Source organism: Methylobacterium sp. AMS5 (assembly GCF_001542815.1).
GTDB lineage: Bacteria > Pseudomonadota > Alphaproteobacteria > Rhizobiales > Beijerinckiaceae > Methylobacterium.
Genome location: NZ_CP006992.1, coordinates 4,995,462 through 5,018,631 on the forward strand (window position 1 = coordinate 4,995,462; position 23,170 = coordinate 5,018,631).

At 68.4% G+C, this 23,170-nt stretch carries 23 protein-coding genes and 1 tRNA gene; 10 read left to right on the forward strand and 14 right to left on the reverse strand.

Going from position 1 to position 23,170, the window contains the following annotated elements; genetic code table 11:
• Nucleotides 1-66 precede the first annotated feature (66 nt).
• The 7 genes from Y590_RS22240 to Y590_RS22270 all read right to left on the reverse strand — a co-directional run bounded on the left by Y590_RS22240 (nt 67) and on the right by Y590_RS22270 (nt 9,130).
• Nucleotides 67-3,276 (reverse strand): efflux RND transporter permease subunit, encoded by a 3,210-nt coding sequence (locus tag Y590_RS22240; RefSeq protein WP_060771758.1) that lies wholly within the window; start codon nt 3,274-3,276, stop codon nt 67-69.
• Between the two features lie 150 nt (nt 3,277-3,426).
• A complete protein-coding gene (locus Y590_RS22245) occupies nt 3,427-4,572 on the reverse strand; it encodes an efflux RND transporter periplasmic adaptor subunit (RefSeq protein ID WP_060771759.1) in 1,146 nt (381 codons plus the stop codon).
• Between the two features lie 119 nt (nt 4,573-4,691).
• Entirely contained in the window at nt 4,692-5,015 is a 324-nt protein-coding gene (locus Y590_RS22250) for a rhodanese-like domain-containing protein (protein WP_060771760.1), read from the reverse strand.
• A 48-nt stretch (nt 5,016-5,063) separates the two neighbouring features.
• Complete coding sequence (locus Y590_RS22255) at nt 5,064-6,434, reverse strand: glycosyltransferase family 4 protein (RefSeq protein ID WP_060771761.1); 1,371 nt, start codon at nt 6,432-6,434, stop codon at nt 5,064-5,066.
• Nucleotides 6,435-6,568: 134 nt separating this feature from the next.
• A complete protein-coding gene (locus tag Y590_RS22260) occupies nt 6,569-7,174 on the reverse strand; it encodes a hypothetical protein (protein WP_286161804.1) in 606 nt (201 codons plus the stop codon).
• Between the two features lie 115 nt (nt 7,175-7,289).
• Nucleotides 7,290-7,925: an acyl-homoserine-lactone synthase gene (locus Y590_RS22265; protein ID WP_060771763.1), complete on the reverse strand. Its 636-nt coding sequence runs from the start codon at nt 7,923-7,925 to the stop codon at nt 7,290-7,292.
• Between the two features lie 473 nt (nt 7,926-8,398).
• The gene (locus Y590_RS22270) at nt 8,399-9,130 is read right to left on the reverse strand and encodes a LuxR family transcriptional regulator (RefSeq protein ID WP_060771764.1); all 732 of its coding nucleotides are present in this window, start codon (nt 9,128-9,130) and stop codon (nt 8,399-8,401) included.
• 320 nt (nt 9,131-9,450) lie between these two features.
• On the opposite strand from Y590_RS22270, the gene Y590_RS22275 reads away from it, so the two are divergent.
• Nucleotides 9,451-9,527 (forward strand) — tRNA-Pro (locus Y590_RS22275).
• A 26-nt stretch (nt 9,528-9,553) separates the two neighbouring features.
• On the opposite strand, the gene Y590_RS27475 is transcribed toward Y590_RS22275, so the two are convergent.
• The 7 genes from Y590_RS27475 to Y590_RS22300 form a co-directional block, all read right to left on the reverse strand.
• Nucleotides 9,554-9,748, reverse strand: a complete 195-nt coding sequence (locus Y590_RS27475; protein ID WP_245517463.1) for a hypothetical protein — start codon at nt 9,746-9,748, stop codon at nt 9,554-9,556.
• A gap of 34 nt (nt 9,749-9,782) precedes the next feature.
• Nucleotides 9,783-10,619 (reverse strand): site-specific integrase, encoded by an 837-nt coding sequence (locus Y590_RS22280; RefSeq protein ID WP_245517462.1) that lies wholly within the window; start codon nt 10,617-10,619, stop codon nt 9,783-9,785.
• The gene (locus Y590_RS27480; protein WP_245517461.1) at nt 10,609-10,755 is read right to left on the reverse strand and encodes a hypothetical protein; all 147 of its coding nucleotides are present in this window, start codon (nt 10,753-10,755) and stop codon (nt 10,609-10,611) included. Before Y590_RS27480 ends, Y590_RS22280 begins: the two co-directional genes overlap by 11 nt.
• A gap of 134 nt (nt 10,756-10,889) precedes the next feature.
• Nucleotides 10,890-11,396 (reverse strand): hypothetical protein, encoded by a 507-nt coding sequence (locus Y590_RS26880; protein WP_060771765.1) that lies wholly within the window; start codon nt 11,394-11,396, stop codon nt 10,890-10,892.
• A complete protein-coding gene (locus Y590_RS22290; protein WP_060771766.1) occupies nt 11,389-11,814 on the reverse strand; it encodes a hypothetical protein in 426 nt (141 codons plus the stop codon). Before Y590_RS22290 ends, Y590_RS26880 begins: the two co-directional genes overlap by 8 nt.
• 3 nt (nt 11,815-11,817) lie before the next feature.
• Nucleotides 11,818-12,087: a hypothetical protein gene (locus Y590_RS22295; protein WP_060771767.1), complete on the reverse strand. Its 270-nt coding sequence runs from the start codon at nt 12,085-12,087 to the stop codon at nt 11,818-11,820.
• A complete protein-coding gene (locus tag Y590_RS22300; RefSeq protein WP_060771768.1) occupies nt 12,084-12,398 on the reverse strand; it encodes a hypothetical protein in 315 nt (104 codons plus the stop codon). Before Y590_RS22300 ends, Y590_RS22295 begins: the two co-directional genes overlap by 4 nt.
• Before the next feature lie 122 nt (nt 12,399-12,520).
• Here Y590_RS22300 and Y590_RS22305 point away from each other — a divergent pair, with 122 nt between their 5' ends.
• From Y590_RS22305 to Y590_RS26700, 9 genes are all read left to right on the forward strand, one after another.
• Nucleotides 12,521-12,955: a hypothetical protein gene (locus Y590_RS22305; RefSeq protein WP_060771769.1), complete on the forward strand. Its 435-nt coding sequence runs from the start codon at nt 12,521-12,523 to the stop codon at nt 12,953-12,955.
• Nucleotides 12,952-13,119: a hypothetical protein gene (locus Y590_RS26850; RefSeq protein WP_158509760.1), complete on the forward strand. Its 168-nt coding sequence runs from the start codon at nt 12,952-12,954 to the stop codon at nt 13,117-13,119. Before Y590_RS22305 ends, Y590_RS26850 begins: the two co-directional genes overlap by 4 nt.
• A 2-nt stretch (nt 13,120-13,121) precedes the next feature.
• Nucleotides 13,122-13,814: a hypothetical protein gene (locus Y590_RS22310; protein WP_060771770.1), complete on the forward strand. Its 693-nt coding sequence runs from the start codon at nt 13,122-13,124 to the stop codon at nt 13,812-13,814.
• A 4-nt stretch (nt 13,815-13,818) separates the two neighbouring features.
• Entirely contained in the window at nt 13,819-16,050 is a 2,232-nt protein-coding gene (locus Y590_RS27115; protein WP_060771771.1) for a hypothetical protein, read from the forward strand.
• A 5-nt stretch (nt 16,051-16,055) separates the two neighbouring features.
• A complete protein-coding gene (locus Y590_RS22320) occupies nt 16,056-19,310 on the forward strand; it encodes a hypothetical protein (protein WP_060771772.1) in 3,255 nt (1,084 codons plus the stop codon).
• 337 nt (nt 19,311-19,647) lie between these two features.
• Nucleotides 19,648-20,874 carry a hypothetical protein gene (locus Y590_RS22325; RefSeq protein ID WP_060771773.1) on the forward strand — a complete coding sequence of 409 codons (1,227 nt, stop codon included), beginning with the start codon at nt 19,648-19,650 and terminating at the stop codon, nt 20,872-20,874.
• 4 nt (nt 20,875-20,878) lie between these two features.
• Nucleotides 20,879-21,265 (forward strand): hypothetical protein, encoded by a 387-nt coding sequence (locus Y590_RS22330; RefSeq protein ID WP_060771774.1) that lies wholly within the window; start codon nt 20,879-20,881, stop codon nt 21,263-21,265.
• Between the two features lie 12 nt (nt 21,266-21,277).
• Complete coding sequence (locus Y590_RS22335; protein WP_144440039.1) at nt 21,278-21,634, forward strand: hypothetical protein; 357 nt, start codon at nt 21,278-21,280, stop codon at nt 21,632-21,634.
• An 11-nt stretch (nt 21,635-21,645) separates the two neighbouring features.
• The gene (locus Y590_RS26700) at nt 21,646-23,160 is read left to right on the forward strand and encodes a hypothetical protein (RefSeq protein ID WP_144440040.1); all 1,515 of its coding nucleotides are present in this window, start codon (nt 21,646-21,648) and stop codon (nt 23,158-23,160) included.
• Nucleotides 23,161-23,170: the final 10 nt, after the last annotated feature.

Consider the following 23,170-nt stretch of genomic DNA (forward strand, 5'->3'; position numbering starts at 1 on the left):
GCGAGAAGGCCCGCCGATCCGGAGATCGGCGGGCCTTCGCAGAGTTCGGTGCCGATGCGGGCAGGCTCAGCCGTGGGCCGGGGCGCCGTGCGGCTCGCGATGCCCGTCGTCGCCATGCGGATCCTTGCCGCGTTTCTTGCCGACCCAGATCACCGCCTTGCGGATCACCACGTAGAAGACCGGCGTCAGGAACAGGCCGAAGAAGGTCGCGCCGATCATCCCGAAGAACACCGCCGTCCCGAGGGCTTGGCGCATCTCGGCGCCGGGCCCCGTGGCGATCACCAGCGGCAGCACGCCGAGGATGAAGGCAAAGGCCGTCATCAGGATCGGGCGCAGGCGCAGGCGGCAGGCCTGGACCGCGGCGTCCACCGGGCCCTTGCGCTCGCTGTTCTCGATGTCGTGGGCGAACTCCACGATCAGGATCGCGTTCTTGGCGGCCAGACCGATGAGCACGATCAGTCCGATCTGGGTCAGGATGTTGTTGTCCTGCCCTCGCAACTGCACCCCGAACAAGGCGGCGAGCACGCCTGTCGGCACCACCAGCAGGATCGCCAGCGGCAGCGCCCAGGATTCGTACTGCGCGGCGAGCACGAGGAAGACCAGCAGCACGCCGAGCGCGAAGACGTAGATCGCGGTGTTGCCCGCCGCCTTCTGCTGGTAGGCGATCTCGGTCCAGTCGTAGGAGTACCCCTCGGGCAGGGCCCGCTTGGCGATCTCCTCCATGGTGTCGAGCGCCTGGCCGGTCGAGACGCCGGCCTGGGCCACGCCCTGCAGCGGCACCGAGTAGAACAGGTTGAACCGCTGCACGATCTGCGGGCCGGTGATCTCCCGGATCGTGGCGAGCGTGCCCATCGGCACCAGGGCGCCGGTGGAGGAACGGACCTTCAGCTGTTCGATGTCGCGCTGCGACATGCGGAAGGGCGCGTCGCCCTGCACACGCACCTGATAGATGCGGCCCAGCGTGTTGAAGTCGTTGACGTAGGCGCCGCCGAGCGCCGCCTGGACCGTCGCGAAGACGTTGGGCAGCGGCACGTTGAGCATGCGCGCGATGGTGCGGTCGATGTCGAGGTAGAGCTGCGGCGTGTCGTTGCCGAAGGTCGTGAAGACCCGCGTCACGTCCTTGCTCTGGTTGGCCTGTCCCATCACCTCGCCGGCCGCCGCGAGCAGCGGGCCGGTCTCCGAGGATTGGCGGCTCTCGATCTGCATCTTGAAGCCGCCGCCCTGGCCGAGGCCGCGCACCGGCGGGGGCGGGATGACGATGACCCGCGCCTCCTGGATGCCCGCGGTCGCCTTCATCACGTCGCCGGTGATCACCGCCGCGCTGCGGCCCTGCGCGGCCCGCTCCTTGGCGCCCTTGAGGGTGAGGAACATCACCGCCGCGTTGGTGGTGTTGGTGAAGGTGGCGCCGTCGAAGCCCGCGATGATGACGGTGTTGGTGATGCCGTCGATCTTGCGGGCGATGGCGGCGGCCTTGTTCACGACCTCCGTGGTCCGGTCGAGCGAGGCGCCCGACGGCAGCTGCACGACACCGATGAGGTAGCCCTGGTCCTGGTCCGGGATGAAGCCCGTGGGCGTCGTCCGGGCGAGGTGCAGCGTGCCGGCGATCACGCCCGCGTAGAGGATCAGCATCGCGATCAGGCCGATCGCCGTCCCGGTCAGGAAGCGGATGGTGTGGCCGTAGGCGTTCGAGAGCCAGTCGAAGGCGCGGTTGAACAGGCTCGCCAGCCAGTTGACGAAGCGCGTGAGGAAGAACTTCGGCGGCTTGTGCTCGTGGTGCGGCTTCAAGAGGATCTTGCAGAGCGCCGGCGACAGCGTCAGCGAGTTGAAGGCCGAGATGATGGTCGAGGCCGCGATGGTGAGCGCGAACTGCTTGTAAAACTGGCCCGAGATGCCGGGGATGAAGGCGGTCGGGATGAACACCGCCGAGAGCACCAGGGCGATGGCGATGACCGCGCCGCCCACCTCGTCCATGGTCTTGTGGGCGGCCTCGCCGGGAGAGAGCCCGTCGGCCATGTTACGCTCGACGTTCTCCACCACGACGATGGCGTCGTCGACCACGATGCCGATGGCGAGCACCAGCCCGAACAGGGTCAGGTTGTTGAGCGAGAAGCCGAGCGCGGCCATGACCGCGAAGGTGCCGACCAGCGACACGGGGATCGCGATCACCGGGATCAGCGCCGTGCGCCAGCTCTGGAGGAACACCAGCACCACGATGACGACGAGGAGGACCGCCTCGAACAGGGTCTTGTAGACCTCGTGGATCGATTCCTCGATGAACTCCGTCGGGTTGTAGGCGATGCGGTACTCGACGTCCGGCGGGAAGCGCTTCTTCAACTCCTCCATCGTCGCCTTGACCGATTCCGCGGCCTCGAGCGCGTTGGTGCCCGGCCGCTGGAAGGCGCCGATGCCGATCGCGGGGGTGTCGTTGAGGAAGGAGTTCGTCGTGTAGTCCTTCTGGCCCATCTCGACGCGAGCGATGTCGCGCACGCGCACGAGGCGCCCCTCGCTCGCCTTGACGATGACGTCGGCGAACTCCTCGGGCGACTGGAAGCGCCCCTGCGACTGCACCACGAGCTGGAAGGCGGCACCCGGCGCGGCGGGCGGCCCGTTGAGCTGGCCGGCGGCGACCTGGACGTTCTGCTCCTGCAGCGCGGAGATGATGTCGGTGGTGGTCAGGCCGTAGGCGGCCATCTTCTGCGGGTCGATCCAGACCCGCTCGGCGTACTCGTTGCCGCCGAAGACCGTGATGTCGCCGACGCCGTTGAGGCGCAGCATCTCGTCGCGGATGTTGAGGTAGATGTAGTTGGCCAGATAGTTCTGGTCGTAGGTGCGGTTCGGCGAGAGCAGGTGCACGACCAGCATCAGGTCGGGCGAGGCCTTGCGGACGGTGACGCCGAGGTTGCGCACGTCCGGCGGCAGGCGCGGCTGCGCCACCGAGATGCGGTTCTGGACCAGAACGTTGGCGATATCGAGGTTGGTGCCGACCTTGAAGGTCACGGTCAGCTGCATGGCGCCGTCGTTGGTCGACAACGACGTCATGTAGAGCATGTTGTCGACGCCGTTGATCTCCTGCTCGAGCGGCGTGGCGATCGTGGCCGCGACCGTCTCGGCGTTGGCGCCGGGGAAGGAGGCGCGCACCGTCACCGTCGGCGGGACGATCTCGGGATACTGCGCCACCGGCAGCGACAGGTAGGCGACGTAGCCGACGAGCAGGAAGACGATCGACGTCACGGAGGCGAAGATCGGCCTGTCGACGAAGAAGTGGGCGAAACGCATCGTTCAAACCTCTCGCCGCCGGGACGGGCGCGCTCGCGCCACCCCTCGCAGCTTGCCGTTTGCGTTCAGGCCGGCGCCCGGTTGGTCCGGAGGCGCCGGTGCTCGAATCTCTTGGTCCGCTCCGCGCCCGCCACCGCGGTCGGAGCGGCGTCAGTTCTTGGTCGGCGGCAGCTCGGTCTTCTCGGCCTTCACCTGGGCGCCCGGGCGCACCTTGGCGACGCCGTTGATCACCACGAGTTCGTCACCCTTCACGCCCTCGCGGATCACGCGGTAGCCGTCGACGATCGGCCCGAGCTTCACCGTCTTGGCCGCCACCTTGTCGCCCTCGCCGAGCACGTAGACGATGCGCTTGTCCTGGTTGGCCGAGACCGCCTCGTCGGGCAGCAGGACGCCCTGGTAGGGCTTGGTCGCCGGCATCGAGACGATGCCGAACAGGCCCGGCTTGATGAAGTTGTCCGAGTTCTCGACGGTGGCGCGCAGCAGCATCGTGCCGGTCTGGTTGTCGACGCGGTTGTCGACGAAGTCGAGCGTGCCCTTGCGGGTCGGCTTCGCCTCGCCGGACAGGGCGATCAGAACCGGGGCGCCCTTGCCGCGCTGCATCTGGCCCATGCCGATGCCGAGCGAGCCCTGGTACTTCAGGAACGAGCGCTCATCGACGGTGAAGCCGAAATAGACCGGATCGAGCGAGACGATCCGGGCCAGGATCGTCTGGTCGGTGCTGACGATGTTGCCCTCGGTGACGAGACGCTGGCTGATCCGCCCGTTGATCGGCGATTTCACTTCCGTGAAGTCGTAGTTGAGCTGCGCGTTGCGAAGCGCCGCTTCGGCACTGTCCACGTCGGCCTGGGCGGTCTGCGAGGCCTGGCGGCGCTGGTCGGTGACCTGCTCGGAGATGTTGCCGCCGCGCGACAGCACCTGGGCGCGCTCCAGATCCGTCTGGGTGAAGGAGAGCCGCGCCTTGGCCGAGGTGAGCGCGGCCTGGGCCTGTTCCAGAGCCGCCTTGTAGGGGCGGCGGTCGATGATGAAGAGCGTCTCGCCCTTCTTCACGTTCGCACCGTCCTGGAACATGATCTTGTCGAGGTAGCCGGTCACGCGGGCGCGGACCTCGACGAATTCGATCGGGTCGAACCGGCCGGTATACTGGTCCTGCTCGACGATCTCCCGCACCACCGGCTTCGCCACGGTCACGCCGGGCGGGGGCGCGCCCGGCATCTGCGCGCCGGCCGGCCCGGCAGCCAGCAGCGCGGAGGCGATCAGCGGTGCGGCGAGGAGAAAAGGCCTAAGGCTACGCATCATTCGGTTCCCTGCATGGTGCGGCCTAGTCCCCACACCCTCGAATAGGGGGTGCGCTCCCGCACATGACGGTCCGTCGCGAAAGGGACCGTTCCGCGCCCTGCAATGCAGGCATGCCGTATCTACGATTCAACCGGCTCTCCCGCGGCGTACCAATCCTTGAAGGCGCCCGCGTAATGTTCGCTCACATCGAGGCCGGATTGCTGCGCGGCAGCGATCGCATGGACCGAGCGCACGCCCGAGGCGCAGGAGAAGACCGGCCGACGCCCGTCCGCCACGATCAGCCCCTTCAGCGCTTCGGGATCGAAGCTCGAGAGCGGATGCGAGATCGAACCGGGAATGCGCCCGCGGGCGAATTCATGATCTTCGCGCACATCGATGAGCAGCAGCGAGCCGTCCGCCAAGCCCTGCTTGACCGTCTCGCGGTCGAGGTCGACCACCTTCATCGCAACCGAACTTTCTAAGGGGAGGGAGCCGCCGCGGAAGGGGGCGGATCAGATCGAGCTGGGATTTCTTAAGTCCTCTCGCCCGTGCGGCGCAACAGCGGCGGGCAGGTCGGCGATTGCGGCATCGACCCGCTCGAAATGCGCGGCCCAGCTCGGCGGTTCGTAGGTTGCGAGCCGTCCCGCCAGCTCCGTCCGCAACCGGGAGCCGGCTTCGCTCAAGGCCCGCACGGCCGCCGTCCAGCCCGGGCCGTCGAGCGGGTCGAGGAGATGGGCGAAACCGCCGCCGATCTCCCGGTGGACGGGGATGTCGGAGGCGACGACCGGCAGGCCGCTGGCGGCGGCCTCAACCACCGGCAGGCCGTAGCCTTCGATGAAGGAGGGCATCAGCAGGGCGGTGGCGCCGCGCATCAACCGCGCGAGGCCGTGGGTGGACAGGCCGACCACCTCGCTCACATGGGGGCGGATGGCCTCGCAGCGGTCGAGCATGTCGGCGACGTTCTCGATCTCCCAGCCGCGCCGGCCGATCAGGACGAGCCGCGGGATCGCCGCACCGGTCTCGGCGCCGTCGCGCCCGGCGAGATCGCGCCAGAGGTTGAGCAGCAGCAGGTGGTTCTTGCGCGGCTCGATGGTGCCGCAAACGAGGAAGGTCGGCCGCGCGAGCTCCGGCAGGCACGCCTCGCCCGCACCGCTCGAGAAGACGGGCTCGACGCCGAGGGGGACGACGGTGACCGGCTTCGGGCCCAGGCCCCGCTGCCGCGCGTAATCCGTGAAGCGGGCGCCGACATCGCCCGAATTGACGAGAACGTGCGCGGCGTGGCGTGCCACGGTCTCCATCCGGATCGCATGGCGCTCGGCCTCGCCCGGCCGGCCGTATTCGGGGTGCGAGATCGGGATCAGGTCGTGGACGAAGAAAACCGGCCGCACGTCGCGCCGCGTGTAGAGCCAATCGAAGCGTTCGGGCCGGTCGAGCCGCAGGTGCGAGGTGTGCAGATAGATCGTTCCCTCGGGAAGGCGCTCGATGCCGCCCGAGCGCAGCACCCGCAAACCGGTTTCGGCCTGAAGGCGACGTCGATCGAGCCCTCCCTCCGCCCGGCGCTTCGCGGCCGTCGGCAACGGGCGGGCGTCGTCGGCAAGCGAGGCCGCGAGCGCCTGAAACACCGGATCGGCCTCGGCGGCGACGTCCTCGACCCAGCCCGCGGCGACCGCCTCGACGATGCCGCGCGCAGTCTCGCGGTCGAGGACGCGCGGGCCGAACGCCGTCGAGACAAGCCCGAAGCGCGTGCCCTCCGCGCCTCGGGACAGGATGTGCCGGGCATAGGCGAGATCGACCCGGTCGATGCCGGTGGGGCTGGCATGACGGAGCCGGGTGATGAGGCGGGTCAGGTCGATGGCGAGGCAGGCTTGCATGCCCGGCTGCATAGACCGGATTCCGTGATCCTGGCGACCGCTACCGGGCCATCGCCACGAGTCTTTGGCCACGAGTCTTTGGCCACGAGTCTTTGGCCACGAGTCTTTGGCCACAGGTCTTTGGCCGCCGGCCTTTCGCCGCGGGACTAATGCTGTTGCCGATCCACGTCGCTGCTGCGGCTCGCGATCTCCCGGGCGATCTCGAGCAGGAGGACATCGACGAGCTGGCGCAGCCGGGGCTTGCCGCTGGCATCGATCGCACGGCGCGCCGCGATGATGAGTTCGGCAGCCTCGTCGACGGCATCGGCCGCGGCCGCGCTTTCCAGCTCGTGCAGGGTCCGTGCCTGCACGCCGGGATCGGCGGTGTCGATCAACCTCCCCTCCCCGCGCACGGGGTGCTGCCGCGCGTCCCGGTGAATCCGGCCGCGGCACAGAAGCCGGCGCTTGGGTCCGGAGAGTGACGCTACCCAGAGATCGACCGCGACGTCGTCCTCCTGCCCGGCGGCGTGGCGGACGTCGCCGAGGAAGCGGGCAGCCGCCGACGCATCGAGGCCGGCGGTCGCCCGCTCGCTGCGCAAGGGGTGCCCGGCGAGGCCGGCATCCCCCGCCATCAACTCGGCGGCTCCCTCGTCGAGGATGAAGCATCCGGTCGCCGGATCCCACTCCCAGGTTCCGGCGATACCAGGCGTCGTCATCGTTCCGGCGAGCCCCGGAGCTGTCGCGTAGCGGGCTTCACTGCGTCTGCGTTTCACGGTTCTACTCCCCGCGCACAATGCGTCAGGCCTGTGGTGTCTGCGTCCTGCCGTGGCGGCCGGATCGCGGTGCCGATGTCCGGCGACGGATGCGGCGCACCCGTCGCCGCGTCCGTCAGGAGGCGAGCCGGGCGAGGCTGGCCCGCGGCGGGGCCAGCACCGAGCGGATGTCGCCGCGCTTGATCTGGAGCTGGCGCAGCGAGCGGCCGTCGAAGGCCGCTTCGACCGCGACGATCTCCTCACCCTCGATCTCGTGAGGGAGGCCGAGGGGCATCGCGCGCAGGTGCAGTTGCAGGAGGCGCAGGATCCAGCTCGTCGGCATTTCGGAGATGAAGCTGGTGATCCCCCGCGGCAGTCCCCATTCGACGATGGCCGTCATCAGGGCCAGGGCCGTCGGGTTGAGCCGCCGGCCCGAGGTCCGCGCGCATTCCGCGACGCAGATGCGGCCCCATTCAACGATATGCGCGCCCGACGGTGCCGCCCCTTCGCAAAGCTGCGGCAACACCATCGGCAGCAGGTAGGGCCGGGTCGTCGGCAACAGGCGCGAGTAACCGATGACGGAATCGGTTTCGTCGAGGGCGAGGAGGTGGATGGCGTGCTCGTCGTCGAACTCGTCGATCTCGCGCCGGTCCGGGCGGGCGAGGTTGGACCAGCCCAGTTCTTCGACGAAGACACGGTGTCTCAGTCGGAAGGCCTGATCGAGCGCACCAGCATAGTCCTGCATGTTTTCAGCGGTCACGACATGGATCATCGGAACACCTCTTCAGAAACCTGAAGTGGTCGTCCCAAATTCAGTCGTGCCGCGGCACTACGAGAACCCGTAGGTTTTCGTTCGATCGGCGTTTTGCCGTTCGGGAATCAAGTCCGTCCGCGAGCGATTGCTCGGGCGCTCTCGCGAATCGCGCTGCCAATATCTCTATCTTGGATTGAATGTCCGGAACAATACAGAACGTGCCGACAGCCGGCGGCGAAACGGCTCACACCCACCGTCGTCATGATCGGTGACGCACGATCCTCCATCGCGTCCGCGCGCCGGCCGACGTCGTCGCCCCGTGCCGCGATCCGGATATCGGACCGGGCGCGATGCACCGGACATGCAATCGTGCATTGCCTTTTTTCGAAAGCACGCCGGGCTCGGTACTTCGGTCGCGCGACGGCTCACCCTTTGGAGGGGGCTCTTTCGACCCGATGGAGGCGGTTCGACGGGGAGGCGGTCTGGTCCGCTCAGATGATCAGGCCGCGCCTGAACCCCTCGGCCACCGCTTGCGTCCGTGAGACGCAGCCGAGTTTCACCCGGGCGGAGCGCAGGTGGAAATCGACGCCGTGCCGCGAGATGCCCATCAACTCGCCGATCTCCCAATCGGTCTTGCCCTCGGCGACCCATTGCAGGCTCTCGCGCTCGCGCGGGGTCAGTCCCATTTTGCGTTCGCTGGGGCCGTTGTCCATGAGCAGCGTCTGCCCGACCACGTAGGAGGCGAGCAGGGTGAGCATCCCGCGCTGTCCCGGGCTGATATCGAGCTGCCGGCCCGCGAAGGTGAGGCCGCCGCGCTCCTCCTCCAGCGTGGCGAGCGGCACGGTGAAGCCGTCGCCGAGGCCGAACTCGCCGGCCTCATTCATCACCTGCCGCGAGCGGGGGTCGAGCACGGCGGCCGGTTCGATCTCCGACCAGCGGAAGCCCGTCGTGCTGGACAGAGTCGCCTGCACGATCGGGTCAGTATACATATAGCCTTTCGAGAAGTAGAGCCGGTTCCACTCGTCGGAAGTATTCTCTAAAATAACATAATTCTTCTGTGTTCGCGCAGGCAGGCGTTTCAGCGGAATCATGGCCGAGATGACGTATTCGATGCCCAGCGCGTTGAGCCGCGGCATGATGGCCCGCAGGATATCCTCACGCGAATGCGCTCGATCGAGCGACTTCAGAATCTCCAACGTCAGGTCAAGTGATTTTCTAGACATGGCCCGGCAAAATCATCGCACTCTCATCACGATAAGTCGTTGGTACGTCTTTGAGAAGAGCGCTCATAAATTTCGTTGAAGTTGTCTTGCTGTTGCCTGCGCGGAATCACGACACAAGGGGCCGGCGCCCCCTCCCCGTCCGCCGTCCTGCGCGACACCGTGCGGCCAAGCAATGCGCTGAATTAAGTTTCGAGGGTCGGCGCGCGCTCGTGCACAGGTCGCCTCCGCGGGGTGGGGGAGCGCGCCTCGCGGTTCAGCGTCCGCGGAAGGGCTTGCGCTGTCCGAAACGGACCGCTATGAGCCGCGGGCCGTAAGGGCATCGGAGTGTAGCGCAGCCCGGTAGCGCACCTGTCTGGGGGACAGGGGGTCGTCGGTTCAAGTCCGGCCACTCCGACCATTACTTACCAACGACTTAGGGCCGGCTCAGCCGTTCGCCCCTCCGGCGTTTTGCAAGTTCCTGTTCCGGCGGTGTTCGTCGAGCTTCGCGATTGCCGACTCGGCCAGCGTCCGAGTTCGGGCAAGATAGCGGTCCAAAATCTTCTGGGCGTGCGCCTGCGAGTGGCCCGTGATGGTCGCGATCTCCGGCACCGTGCAGCCCGCCTCCGCCAGCACCGTCACCGCTGTCCCGCGCAGGTCGTGGAAGTGGAGATCGTCAGCGATTCTTCGCCGCCGCGAACGCCTCGCTCCACAACTCATGGAAATAACGCTTGCGCCAAGCGGTGCCGCGGGGCGCGACTAGGATCGTGGTGGCACGGCGCGGCGCCGCGTCGAGTGCCGCCTTCAAGGCGCGCGTCGCCGGCACGTAGACCAGCCGACGGCTTTTGCTCTGGCTGCGCACGGTCACCGCCGTGCCATCCCAAGCCGACCACGGCAGCGTCAGAAGATCGACCTGTCGCTGGCCGGTGTGGAGGGCCAGCATCATCGCCAGCCGGATCTCGGGTGAGGCGACCGCCTCGAACGCGGCGACATGCTCCGGCATCCAGATCACTTCGGCGCGGTTCGAGCGGTAGGCGCGCTCGAAGCTCGCGACCGGGTTGTGCCGGATGTGCCCCCGATCAACGCCCCATGCGAACACACGCGCCAGCCGTCCAAGCTTCGCGTCGGCCGCCTTGGGGTGCTTCTCGGCGAGATTGTCGTGCCACTTCAGGAAAGCCGGCCGGCTGCGCGGGTTCTCGACGATGGTCAGAAGCGTCGAGCCCCATCGCTCCTCGCATGCCTTCAGATCATAGGCGGCGCTCTCCCGCGTCTTTGCGGCAAGTTCGGTCCAGGCTCTCGATTCCCGGTACTGCCGGATCAGCCACTCGACGGTGCCCTCGCTGCGCGCCAGGGCCGTGTTGCGGACCGCGTCCTGAAACGAGCGGATGAACTCGGGCGTGCCGGGCTCGCCGACGAGCTTCGTGCCGGTGGCGCGGTGGTAGTGGTAGACCTTCTCCGTCCCGTCCGCGAGCTTCGCGCGGACGGTGTTGATGCCCCGCAGCCTAACTCGCATTTTCGGCCAGCCATTCGTCGATCGAAGTAGTGGCATCAGAAATCAGGCCCGAGCGGCGATCAAGCGCGCGGTCGATGGCGCGCCGGTCCCACCGATGCGTGCCGGCGATCGGCCCCGGCACGATCCCCTTGCGCACCCAGCCGTCGAACGCCTCGACCGTCTCGCAGCCGCAGTATTCCGCGGCCTGGGTCCGGGTCAGGCATCGAGGGGCGATGTTGGCCGGCAGTCTCGCCGAACCGCCCGCTCTTCCATGGGCGCCTGTCGCTGGCGCTACGCATCTCGGCCTCGTGCGGTGGTGGAAGGGGGTAGAGCGAGCGCAGCGCGCAGCATCTCCGCGGATCGCTGGTAGCGCAGCCCGTGCTCTGGAGGCGCCGTCGGCAGGGCCCGCGCTGGGTCGAGGTTGTCCTCGTTGTCGCTCAGCTTGACGATCATCGCGAGCCGGTCGCCGCTGGCGATGATGCCGGCGACGCATTCGAGGTACGGCTTGCCCGCGGGCCGGGTGAGCAATCCGACCGCCTGGACGACGGCCGGGTCGAAGCCGGCATCGAGAAGGTCGTCGGCGGTGGTGCTGGTGTCCTCGATCGTGTCGTGGAGCCAGCCGACCTGCTCGCACCATTCGGCGTGCTGGCTCGGCAGCCCCATCGCCTCGGCGTGCGCGCGGGCGCGGGCTGCAACCCGGCCAAGATGCCCGGTGTACGGCGCGCCGCCCTTGTCGACTTGGCCCGCATGGACCCGGCGAGCGAAGATCTCAGCGGCGAGGGTCGGCCAATCAGCCATGTGAGCCTCTATCCTTGGAGGGGGCCGGCAGTCGCAGCGGATCGCTCGGCATCTCACCTTTGTCGTAAGCGAGCTGTAGCGCCGGCTCGGCCCACTGGCCCATGGTGCGCCCGTTGGGCAGCACGACGTGGCTCAAGAAGGCCTGCTCGACCGTTTCGATGCCGTTCTCGATCGCCTCGCGCTTCGCCTTGATGGTGAGGAGCAGGGCGCGCCAGCGGGACCAGCGCACCTGGTCGTTCGCGTTGCCAGCGATCGGCACCACGATCTTGATGAGCCGGCCGGCGAGCATGAACATGACGATCGCCTCGAGGTAGTCGTCCATGGTGATGACGCGCGTCGCCTTCGCCGCCTTCAGCAGCTTCTCGATCTCGGCCCGGCTCTGCGCGATCGGCACCTTTGTGGTCTCAGCGTAGGCCACCGCTCAGCGATCCTCCGGCTTCACGAGATGCAGCTTCGACCGGCCGACAGGTTCGGACGGGTCCACGGGGGCGAAGAATGCGTTCAACTCCTCCTCCGTGGTCACGCCGCCTCGGGCGTTGATCATGTCGCGGAGAAGGATGACCTTCGCGCCCGAGACCAAAGGCCCGCCAGACAGGACCGAGGCATCGCGCGCCAGCACCTCGTAAGTGCGCTTGTTGCGGGTGTCGCGGACGCGCTCGCGCAGGGGGACGGGATCGTGCTCCGTACTCATCGGGTCGGCTCTGCTTCGAGGGGTTGCGCGAGGCCGCTGCGGACCTTGGCATCATGGCGGGCGCGGAAGTGATCGACGGACTTGCCGAGGATCCGCGACAGCTCTCGGCGCTCGCACTCGTCGACCGAAAAGCCCTTTGCCGCGCAGTAGGCGAGCAAGGTCGTGCCGATGCCGCCGACCTCCTGGGGCGGTTGGCCGGGCTCCTTGCCGTAGACGTGCCCGATGATCTCGAAGAGCCGGGCTCGGCTGATCCCTTCGGCCTGCGTCAGCTCGGCGGCCTCCTCGAAGAACCGCTCGACGCGCTCAACCACACCGACAGCGCCCTCGCCCCAGCAGCGGACGACCCAATCGCGAACCTGCTTCTGGCGATCGTCGCGGCTGTTGGCGGCATACCGCGAGCCATCAGGCGAGCCGCTGGCGGGCCTCGCAGAGCGTGAAGGCCTTCGGGCGCTGGCTCTACGGCGACACGGCCGGCACCGGCCTGCTCGAGGTGACCGAGAGCGCGTTCGGCGAGGACGGCGACCCGCTGCGCTTCCGTGCCGAGAGCTTGCCGGCACAGGGCTTCCCGGCGCGCCTCGCGATCCCGCGGGCGGATTTCGACTTCGCGCTCGGCGTGGGCGGTCTCTCCGCCGACCCGACGATCTCCGATCCTCGCGTGCTGATCTCGTGGTCCGACGATGGCGGCCGCACCTGGAGCAACCCGCTCTCCCGTCCGCTCGGACGCCAGGGCGAGAGCCGCACCCGCATCAATCTCCTGCGCACCGGCATGACAGGGCCGCAGGGCCGGATCTGGCGCGTCGACGTCTCAGATCCGGTTTACTGCGCCCTGCTCGGGGGCGCGATGGCAGTCGAGGCCCGCACCGAATGAGCACCGATCCCAAAAGCATCAAGCCTCCCGGCCTTCTCTCTGCGCAGGCGCCGGTCTCCGTCGGCCCGAACGGCGCGATCTCCGCCGAGTGGTTCAAGTTCATCGCCGGGCTGCTCGCCTACGCGGTGGCGCTCGAAGCCCGCATCGCCGCCCTGGAGGCCTGACCGTGGCAAGCATCTTCTCTGGCAAGGCCGGGCGTCAGGCCGCGATATGGGGCGCGCAGCAGCTTCAGCAGGGCGAGACTGAGGCGAAGGACGCCCTCGACCAGGGGCTCGGCTTCGCCAAGGACCAGTACGGCAAGGCCGCTGGCCTCTTCGAGAACCTCGCAGGTGATTACGCGGGCGGGTCCAAGCTTTATCAGGACGCCACCGGCGCCAACGGGACCGACGCCGCCACTGCGGCGCGCTCGGCCTTTACCGCGTCGCCCGGCTACACCTTCAACATGGACCAGGGGATGCAGGCCTTGAGCCGCGCCCGCGCGGTCAACGGTACGGTCGCTTCGGGCAACATGGATACGGACGCGATGAAGTTCGCCTCCGGCCTCGCCGCGCAGGACTGGAACAACTGGCTCGCGAACCTCGCGAACCTCGATACGAAGCGCTACGGCGCGGTCTCGGGGCAGGCCGGGGCGGAGACCGGCCTCGGGAACGTCGGCTTCCAGACCGACACGGCGAAGGGCCTGTCCACGGTCGGACAGCAGGTACTCATGGCCGGGCAGCAGGCGGCCGAGAACCGCTTCGGCGCGCTGATGGGCGGCGCCAACCTGCCCGCGAAGGGCGGCGGTGCGCTGTCGGGCAACCCTGCCGCGCTGAGCAACGTCGGCAAGAACCTCTCCTCCGCCTTCTCGACCTTCGGGTGACGCGATGAACGGTGCGACCGTCTTCCAGATGGTGTCGGGCCTCGGCGATGCGTTCGGCAGCGGCTATTCCGACGCCCGTAAGCAGGCGCAGGAGGACGAGGCTCCGACCCTGATCTCGAACCTGATGAACGCGTACAAGGGCGGCGGGGCGGCGGCGGTGCCAGCGAGCGGTCTCGGTGTGCCGAGGGCCGCGCCCACGGCTCCTGTCGCGCCTTCCAGCACGCCTGCCGCCCTTCCGTCCTTCGCGGGCGGTGGCGGCGCTCCCATGCGTGTTCCGGGCAACGGCGGCGAGATCTATACCCCGTTCGTCGACTCGCTGAAATCGGGCGGACTGACCAACCCCTACGGCCTCGCCGCGATGGCGGCGTATGCCGGGCGGGAGAGCGGCTACAAGCCCAGCAACATCACCGGCTCCTGGGCCGATCCGAGCGAGAGCGGCCAGCCCGGCACCTCGGGCGGCATCCTGTCGTGGCGCGGCGACCGGTTCGCGAACATGCGTCGCCTGACGGCCGGGGCGAAAGATCCCGTTGCGGCGCGGGCGACCTTCGCCCTGACGGAGAACCCGCAGCTGACGCTCGCCCTCCAGAACGCGAAGAGCCCGGAGGAGGCGAACCAGTTGATGGCGAACGCTTGGCGGTTCGCCGGCTTCAATCGTCCCGGCGGCGAGTTCGCGGCTCGGCTCGGCTCGACGCGCCAGTATCTTGCTCGCCTCGGCGGGGCACCGACGGCAGGGCCAACCTCGCCGCAGCGCTCGTCCGTCGCGGTCGCGGAGAACGAGGCCGACGTGCAGGCGATGGAGCGCGAGATGGGCATGGTTCCGTCGGCGCCGCGCCAGGTCGCCTCGGCTGAGCCCGACGCCGCCAACCTGCCCGCAGTCGGCGCGCAGCCGGCCGGCTTCGTCGTTCCGCAGGGCGGCGCGCCGGCCGCGCCGTCTCAGGCTTTCGGCGGCTTCCCCGGCGGCACGGCCACCCGCATGACGCCGGAGCTTCAGACAGCGCTCAACGCGGCGTGGCGCAACCCGAACACCCGCGCGATGGCCGGGCAGATCTTCGGGCAACTGCTCAAGGGTCAGGACAACGGCTGGGACATCAAGGAGATCAACGGGCAGAGTTCCTGGTTGAACACACGAGACGGCCGAATCCTCCCCATCGGGCAGGCCAAGCGGAACACCGCGACCGTCGGCAACAGCCTCGTCGATACGGCGACGGGCGATGTCTTGTTCACGGCTCCGGACAAGGACAGTTCGAAGTTCACCTATCAGGCGATGCCCGGTGTCGGCATGGTGGCGCTGCACTCGACCGATCCGACGCAATCCCGCGTCATCATCGCCGGCCAGCAGCCGCGTCCGCTCTCGGCCGAGGAGCGCCAAGCCTACGGCATTCCCGAGGGGACAGGCGCGGCCATGGGCCCGGACGGCAAGCCGTTCGGCATCGGTGGCGGCCGCACACAGGTCAATGTCGATACGAAGGGTGCGGGCAAGTTCTCCGAGAAGGCGAACGAGCTTCAGGCCAAGCGCTATTCGGAGATGGTGGAGGCCGCGGACAACGCGGTCCCACTGCGCGCGGACATCGACACGATGGCCAGCCTCGGCGAGCGGATCAGCACGGGCAAGCTGGCTGGCGCCCGCCTCGGCCTCGCGCAGTACGCGCAGGCGGCCGGGCTCGACTCCATCGCCAACAGCCTCACAGAGGGCAAGATGGGCGAGATGGAAGCCTTCACGGCGCTCGCCGACAAGCTGACGCCACGGATGCGGGTTCCGGGCTCCGGCGCCACCTCCGACGCCGAGGGTCGCGCGTTCAAGAACAGCCTTCCCTCGCTGCTCAAGAGCCCCGGCGGCAACGCGATCATCGTCGATACCTTCCGCGGACTGGCCGACTATCAGGCGCAGGCCGGTGACATCGCCGGCAAGGCGCTGCGCGGCGAGATCAGCCAGTCAGAGGCGGATCAGGCTCTCAAGGCGCTGCCGAGCCCCTACGCGCGGTTCCGGGACTATCGGGGCGGTCAGCGCGGCGGCTCGGATGCGCCCGGCGCTCGCGAGGGTGGTGCCGCAACCGCTTCGCCGAAAGCCGCGGCGCCCGCCGGCCCGGCCTCCATCCCCATGGCGGCCGTCCGGGCGCTGCGCTCCGACCCGAACCTCCGCAGCCAGTTCGATGCGAAGTATGGTGCGGGCGCCTCGGCGCGTATCCTCGGCCCGGCCCGTGAGAACGGGCCCGACAGCATCCTCGCGGGACCCTGATCCTGATGGCGAACTTCTTCGACCAATTCGACGAGGCGCCGGCGCCGAAGGCGTCCGGCACCAAGGCCGCGCCGTCGGACAGCAACTTCTTCGACCAGTTCGACGAGGGGGCTGCACCCAAGGGCGGAAAGCCCGCGGCGGACACTCCGTCGGTGGTCGGCGATATCGTCCAGTCGGCCGGCGCCGGTATCATCCGCGGCGCCGCCGGACTGCCGGACCTGCCGCAGACGGCGCTCGGTCTCGTCGAGGCCGGCATCGGCTACCTGACCGACAAGATGGGCAAGGGTGCCCGCAGTCTCGCGGGCAAGGCCCCGCTCTCCGAAGCACAGGCTGCGGAGGTGCGCGCGGCGATGAAGGGGGGGCTCCCCTCGCTGTCCGAACTGCCGATGCCGGGCCAGACCGCGATCAGCGCCCTCGAAGCCGCAACGGGCAAGCTCTACGAGCCCCAGACGATCCTCGGCGAGTATGCCCGCACCGTTGCCGAGTTCCTGCCCGGCGGGGGCAAGACGATCGCCACGGCAGCCCGCAATGCCCTGGCGCCGGCGATCGCGTCCGAGACGGCCGGTCAGGTCACCAAGGGCACGGCAGCCGAGCCCGTCGCGCGCCTCGTGGGCGGCGTGGCCGGTGGCGCCGCGCAGGCCTTCACGCGCCGCCCCGGCACGGCCGAGCGCCTGTTCGATGGTGCCGCGGGCAAGATCACGCCCGACGAGGTCACGGCGGTGCGCGCGCTCATGGACGATGCGGCCGGTCGTGGCGTCGCCCTGACCTGGGCGGAGGCGCTGCAGCAGGTCGTCGGCCCGCGCCGCCTCGGCGATCTTCAGCGCGTCGTCGAAGGACAGGGCGGGCTTTCCGAGTTCTTCGCCGCACGTCCGGGCCAGATCGATGCTGCCGGGCAGGCTGGGCTCGATGCCATCGCGCCGGCCTCCCCGTCTTCCGCCCGTACCGGCGAGGCGGTCCAGGCCGCGGCCCGCAACGCAGTCGCTGCGACGCCCGAGGGGCAGGCGGTGATCCGCGCAACGCAGGGCGCCGGCCCGCGTGTCTCCCCGGATCAGGCCGGGCAGGTGATCCAGCGCGAGATGCGCGGCGTCGCCGATGCTCGCGAGGCTACACGATCGGAGCAGGCGGCCCGCGACTACGATGCTGCCCGCGCCGCGCCGGAGCGCGTCGGGATCGATCGCACGGTGACCGTGGAGCGACCCGGCGAGCCGATCATCACCCAGCCGGAAGGCGCCCCGCGGTTCACGGACGCCGCCCCGCGTCCCATGGACCCGCCGCCGGTCGTCGAGGCTTCGGCAGCAGCCGGCCCGGAGAGCCTTGCCCGCTTCGTGGCCCGGCACGGCGGTCTGCGGCTCGACGGCGATGTGCTCGCGACCGACCTGCACCGCTTCAACATCCCCGGCATGGGCAACGTCGCGCGCGAGGGCGGCAGGGGAATCGACAATTACTGGCGCGAGCGTCTGATCGAAGCCGGCTACCTGCGCGCCGATGCCGATGGCGGTGCCGCGCGGGACATCACCAACGAGCTGTTGCGCAAGCTCCAGAACGAGCAGCGCGGCCTCCCGAGCTATCCCATTGACGCCGAGCGGCAGGCCGCCGGAGCGCGTGGACGACAGGGGCAGGTGACCGACGAGTACCGGGCCGCGCAGTCGCGGGCGGAGAGCAGTCTGGATGAGGCCCTGCGCAAGGCCGGGGTTCCGCCCGAGAGCCTGCATCCCGAAGTTCGGAGCCGGACGCTCGGCGCCCTCATGCGTGGCGAGCACGTCGATCCACTCGACGCCTACGAGCGCACGGTGGCCGGGATGCGCGAGCCGCCGGCGCCCTACTCCCGTAGCACCACCGTCATGGAGGAGGTCTCCGCTCCTCGGTTCGGGCAGGTGAACCCGCAGGCCGCACTCGATGCGCTCGACGGTCAGGCACGCACGGCCAAGGGCGACGTCCGGTCCGAATTGGAGCAGGTGCGCCGCGACTTCCTCGAATACGGCACCGATCCCGTGTCGGGCGTCCGCGAGACCGATCTCTCCATCGAAGGCCTGCTGCACGCCCGCGAGCGTCTCGACCAGCGGCTCGCCCGGGCCCGCGAGGATGGCGATGCGACGAAGGTGCGCGACCTGCAAACGGTCCGCTCCGCGCTCGACGAGCAGCTCAAGGCGGCGCCCGAGGTGGCGACCGCGGACGCGAATTTCGCCGCCAACAGCGGCCCCTTGGAGCCGTTCTCCGGTAACACCCCGCTCGGCCGGGTAACGCAGCGCGACCCGCTGACCCGCCGCATGGCCACCCCGACGGAGCAAGTGCCGACCCATCTCGAAGGCGCCACCGCCGCGCGCGAGTTCTTGGCGAACGCCACGCCGGCGGCCCGCAACGCCTTCGAGGCGCGGGAGGTGACGCGCATTCTCGACGGTGTGACCGGACAGGGCGGTGCGACGGCGGAGCGGATCCGCGCCGCGATACGCCAGAACGAGGACCTCCTCGCCCTCCTCCCGGAGGCGCGCGGCCGGCTTCAGCGGCTTGCCCTCGCCCATCAGGGTCGCGAGGCCGTAGAGCGCTCGCCCCTGGGTCGGATCGCCGAGCGGCCGGACGTGAAGCGCGCGATCGACGCCCTGTTTCCGGCGAAGCCCGTCGAGGGCTCCTCGGCCGATGTCGGAGCCGCCGTCGGCGCCATCGCGCGCAGCAATTCGCTGGCGGCGCGCGAGCTCGTCCGGACCTATCTGGGGACCGAGTTCGCCGCCAAGACGAAGGATCTCCAGGGCGGCGCCAATCAGGCGGGCGGAGCGAAGTTCGCGGCCAGCATCCGGGGCAATGATCTGGCCAGCGAGAACATCTTCGCCGCGATCCGTGCCCTGCCGGATGGCGAGCGGATCGCCTCCGGCTTCTCTCGCCTACTGGACATCTTCGATGCGACCGGCACACGCCAGGGCGTCGGCTCGCGGACCTCGTTCAACAACGAGGCGCTGGCCGAGGTTCGGAAGGGCAACCTCCCCGCGGAGGCAGGCAAAGCACTCGCGACCGGCGGCCTCAACCTGCCGAAGCGGATCGCGCAGGCGTTCGAGGACTGGCAGGCGGGCCGGAACGTCGACCGCTTAGCCGCGCTGCTGACCACGCCAGAGGGAGGACGGCGTCTTGCGGATCTCGCGAACGCCAAGCCGGGCGCCGCTACGATCGCGCTCCTGAACCGGCTCGTGGTACTCGGCGCCCGCGGTGCCGGTGGCGGCGACCGTGACACCCGTGAGGCTCTTCAGCTTAAGGTGCGCGCGGTCCCATAGCCGCGTGGCCAGGGCGGTAAAGAACGCCGCCATGATCACCGAGACTCCGAAGCTCACCATCACCTGCGCCGGGTTGATCGGAGCGGGATTGCCCTCGGGCGGCACCGACATGCCGTAGGTCAGCGCCGCGATGAACGCGAACTGCGCGAGGCACCAGAGCTTTTGCGAGGGAGTCGAGAGCATGGAAGGCACGGTAGCACGGCCGCACCGTGCCGCCAGCCATCACCCCTTGACCCGACGGGCAAAACCCGCGAATTGATCACCGTGCCGCGCCTTACGCGCTGGCCCTGACCAAGCCCCGCCCCGTGCGGGGCTTCGTCGTTTCAGGCTCCCCCACATGCACAAACCGCTCGCCGCTGGGCTCGTTCTCGCGCTCGGCCTGATCTCGGCTGCCTCGGCCGCCGAGTCGTGGTCGAAGTCGCGCCAGCAGATCCTCGATGCGTCGGGTCGCCCCCTGCTCGTTCCGAGCGTGGTGTTTTTCGCGGCCGGGACCACGACGCCGCTCGCGGTCTACTCCGATGCCGCTCTGACCAAGCCGCTCGCCCAGCCGGTGAAAGCCGATGGGGCCGGCCGATTCCCGCGGATCTACCTTCCGACAGCGCTCTATGCCGAGGCCGTGCTCGGCCCCTATGGCGAGGTTCTCTGGCGCGACGACGGCCTTGGTACCGTGCCGCCGACCACGAGCGGCGGCGGCGGTGGCGGCACGATTGATCCGACCGCGATCGCCGTGACCGGCGATGTAAAGTGGCGCATGGACGCCGGGATCATGCCGGGCTGGGTGCGGATGAACGGCCGGACGCTCGGCGGTGCCGGCTCAGGCGCGACCGAACTCGCCTCCGCCACCGCCTCGGCCGCATTCGCCTATCTATGGAACACCTTCCCCGACACGGTCGCCTCCGTGGTCGGCGGGCGCGGCACCTCGGCTTCGGGCGATTTCTCGGCCGGCAAGCAGATCGTCATCCCGACCATGCAGGGCCTCATGCAGGCAGGCCTCGACGACATGGGATCGAGCCCGGCCGGACGGCTTCAGACGATCACGGACCTGACGCTCTCGGCCGGTTCGACCACGGCAACGGTGTTCAATTCGTCCCGACTCGCCATCGGCATGACGGTGATTGCCACCGGCATTTCGGCCGGTACAACGATTACGGATATCAACGGCACCACCATCACGCTGTCACAGGCTGCCGCGACGGGCTCGACGGGTACGGTCTCGGGCGCGCGGTTCTCGGGGCTCGGCGACGCGCAGACACCGGGCCAAATCGGCGGCGACGCACTCACGAGCCTATCGAACAAGAACCTGCCGGTGACGCTACCGGGCGGGTCGGTGACCGTTGATTATCCGGCCCATGCGTACATCACGCACGAAGAGCTTGCGACGGCCTCGCTGAGCACTTCGTCCGGTTCCTCGCCCGTGATCAATCTGCAAAAGGGCCTCAAGAACGACCTGACCGCACCGCCGAATGCGAAGGTCTTCGGCTTCAGCATCTCGAACCCTGGTGGCGGATTGCCGGTCTCGAACCTCCCGCCGACCCGGCTCGGCACCTTCTATCTGAAGCTCTGACGCCATGCCGTCCTTCATGAACACCCTCGGCGCGGTCTCCCGGCGCGGGCAGTGGCGCTTCCGCCACGTTTTCCGCGCCGGAGACGCGCGGGGACGGCTCGACCTGACCGATGCCGGCCTGATCGATTTCTCGACCTGCTCCGAGGTCGCGCTCGAGGTGACACCCCGCGCGCCACATCGCGGCGGCTGTGATGGCCGAGAGCCGGGCCCGGTGCTGGCGGCCTCGCTCGCGTCCGGAACCTTGGTCGTCTCAAACCCCGGCCTCGTCGAAGCGGTATTTCCGGCAGGCTCGCTCAATGACGTGCCGCCCGGCCTCTACGACGCGCGGGTCTTCGTCACCATCGGCCCGGAGACGGAAGAGGTCTTCTGCGAGCCGGTCGAGTTTGCCTGAGGAGGCCCCGCCATGCCGAGCTATCCGATCCGACCGATGTTCCCGATTGATGTGCGCTCCCCTTCGGGCACGGTGACGGTTGGGCGCCAGGGTGCCGCCGTCACGGTGGACGTCGTGGCGAGCAGTACTGCGGCCCAGATCACCGCAGGGCAGTTCTACTCCGCACTGGAGAATGCGTTTCCGGGGGCCTCTGCCACGGTGCGTGATGCCGTACCCTCCGACGTGACGAGCGCCGTCAATCGCGCCTACCGGACAACAGCGTTCGTCGTGCCGGGGTGCGTGCTGCTCGGATTTATTCAGGCGACCCTATCTCTCTCGGACGCGCAGATCGAAGCCCTGCTCGTCGCCGCCACCCTCCAACCGAAGTGAAGGGCCTTCACATGATCCGTTCGTTCCGCGCGGCACTGGTCGCGCTGGCGGTGGCCGCAGCCGGCATGATCGGGGCACCCGCGACCGCGCAGACCTTCACTCTGGCAGAAACCGGCCTCCAGAACGCCGGCGCCTGCCCGCAATTCGCGGTGCGTGATCGTGCCAGCAAGGCCATGGTACCTCTGGGGTGTATCGACGCCGGATCGGCCACGTGGGTACTCAATGCAGGGCGCTTGGTGAGCGGCGGTCTCGCCCCGCTAGATCTTGATCTTGCTGGCGTTTTCAATCCGAACGCTGTGCGGCTCGCACCGGGCAATCGGGTGTCGTTCTGTCCGCAACTGGCATGTGTCCGCGGCCCGTACGACAATTCGATCAATCCGGCCTATTTCGATCACCAGCGCGCCAGCCTGCTCGTCTCGTCGGAAACAAATCTCGGCATTGAGGCGGAGGAGCAAAGTCTCGCCGTTACTACCACGATCAAGACAGGCTTCGTGAAAGCTTACGGACCGAACAAAGCTTTTTCGACGGGCGAGGAGACGACGGTCGGCTTTGCCGCCTATCGTGCGATCCAAGGGGGCACGACTTCGGCTAATTCGCCGCCGCCCGGACTGAGGCCGAATAGTTTGCCTTTTACGTATACGGACGGCTCGGTCGTCTGGCGTTGGATCAACGATACAGCAATTGGCGCAAAGGCAGGCATCTATAACGAGGTTATGGCCATAGAGAAAGCCGGCGGGATCTGGGGGCAGGCGAACAACGTCCAGCTCATGCCCGGCATGACGCCGACATTCGCGGCCAACCTCGAACTCGACTTCGCCAATAAGTCGGGAAAAGACTGTGAGATCGGCGTCGCAAATTGTTTCGGCCTGTGGATGTACATGGGCGGCACGAACAAGAGCACCACCGGTATCTACATCAGCAGCAGCAACACAGCGGCGAACAACGAAAGCTTCACTGCCTTTTGGGCCCAACGGTTCGCGGGAGAGCGGCTCGCGTCCGAGTCGAATCTCGAAATGAACACGACGAATAGCAAATCAGGCATCAGCATCGGTGGTTTTCTGCCAGCGCAGTTCACCGAGCGAGCGATCTTTGAGAATTCGACGGCGCCGATCGCGATGCAGATCTCCGGCAACAAGTCCGTCGGCTCGATCGTGGACGATTCGACCGCTCCGACCGCGCTCAACATCGCTGGCGCGAAATCGCTAGCTGGGATCTACGAGCACTCGACAACCCCGGCCGGCATCACGCTCGGCGGAACCTACAGCCGAGCGCAAATCGAGGGTAATGGCTGGAACGTGAGTTCGGGAGGTATCGCCACGACGGCTGGGCTAAACCTGACCGGCTACCTTCGTCCGCCGACCTATACCATCAACGGCACTTTGCCGGCCTGCAATTCGGCCGGGCGCGGCGCTGTTGTGGGCGTGTCGAACGCGGGTGGCGCAATCAACTATCGCGGCACCATTCAGGGCACCGGCAGTGCCTACGCTCTTCTGCTCTGCGACGGGGCCAGCTGGATCTACCACTGACCCCGCCCAC

Bases quoted from the DNA above. Each gene is read 5' to 3' on its own strand.
- Y590_RS22280 (WP_245517462.1), bottom strand. From the start codon at position 10,619: ATGCGAGTTAGGCTGCGGGGCATCAACACCGTCCGCGCGAAGCTCGCG.
- Y590_RS22325 (WP_060771773.1), top strand. From the start codon at position 19,648: ATGCACAAACCGCTCGCCGCTGGGCTCGTTCTCGCGCTCGGCCTGATC.
- Y590_RS22330 (WP_060771774.1), top strand. From the start codon at position 20,879: ATGCCGTCCTTCATGAACACCCTCGGCGCGGTCTCCCGGCGCGGGCAG.
- Y590_RS22245 (WP_060771759.1), bottom strand. From the start codon at position 4,572: ATGATGCGTAGCCTTAGGCCTTTTCTCCTCGCCGCACCGCTGATCGCC.
- Y590_RS22270 (WP_060771764.1), bottom strand. From the start codon at position 9,130: ATGTCTAGAAAATCACTTGACCTGACGTTGGAGATTCTGAAGTCGCTC.
- Y590_RS26700 (WP_144440040.1), top strand. From the start codon at position 21,646: ATGATCCGTTCGTTCCGCGCGGCACTGGTCGCGCTGGCGGTGGCCGCA.
- Y590_RS22250 (WP_060771760.1), bottom strand. From the start codon at position 5,015: ATGAAGGTGGTCGACCTCGACCGCGAGACGGTCAAGCAGGGCTTGGCG.
- Y590_RS26880 (WP_060771765.1), bottom strand. From the start codon at position 11,396: ATGGCTGATTGGCCGACCCTCGCCGCTGAGATCTTCGCTCGCCGGGTC.
- Y590_RS27115 (WP_060771771.1), top strand. From the start codon at position 13,819: ATGAACGGTGCGACCGTCTTCCAGATGGTGTCGGGCCTCGGCGATGCG.
- Y590_RS22265 (WP_060771763.1), bottom strand. From the start codon at position 7,925: ATGATCCATGTCGTGACCGCTGAAAACATGCAGGACTATGCTGGTGCG.
- Y590_RS26850 (WP_158509760.1), top strand. From the start codon at position 12,952: ATGAGCACCGATCCCAAAAGCATCAAGCCTCCCGGCCTTCTCTCTGCG.
- Y590_RS22295 (WP_060771767.1), bottom strand. From the start codon at position 12,087: ATGAGTACGGAGCACGATCCCGTCCCCCTGCGCGAGCGCGTCCGCGAC.
- Y590_RS22240 (WP_060771758.1), bottom strand. From the start codon at position 3,276: ATGCGTTTCGCCCACTTCTTCGTCGACAGGCCGATCTTCGCCTCCGTG.
- Y590_RS22320 (WP_060771772.1), top strand. From the start codon at position 16,056: ATGGCGAACTTCTTCGACCAATTCGACGAGGCGCCGGCGCCGAAGGCG.
- Y590_RS22255 (WP_060771761.1), bottom strand. From the start codon at position 6,434: ATGCAGCCGGGCATGCAAGCCTGCCTCGCCATCGACCTGACCCGCCTC.
- Y590_RS22335 (WP_144440039.1), top strand. From the start codon at position 21,278: ATGCCGAGCTATCCGATCCGACCGATGTTCCCGATTGATGTGCGCTCC.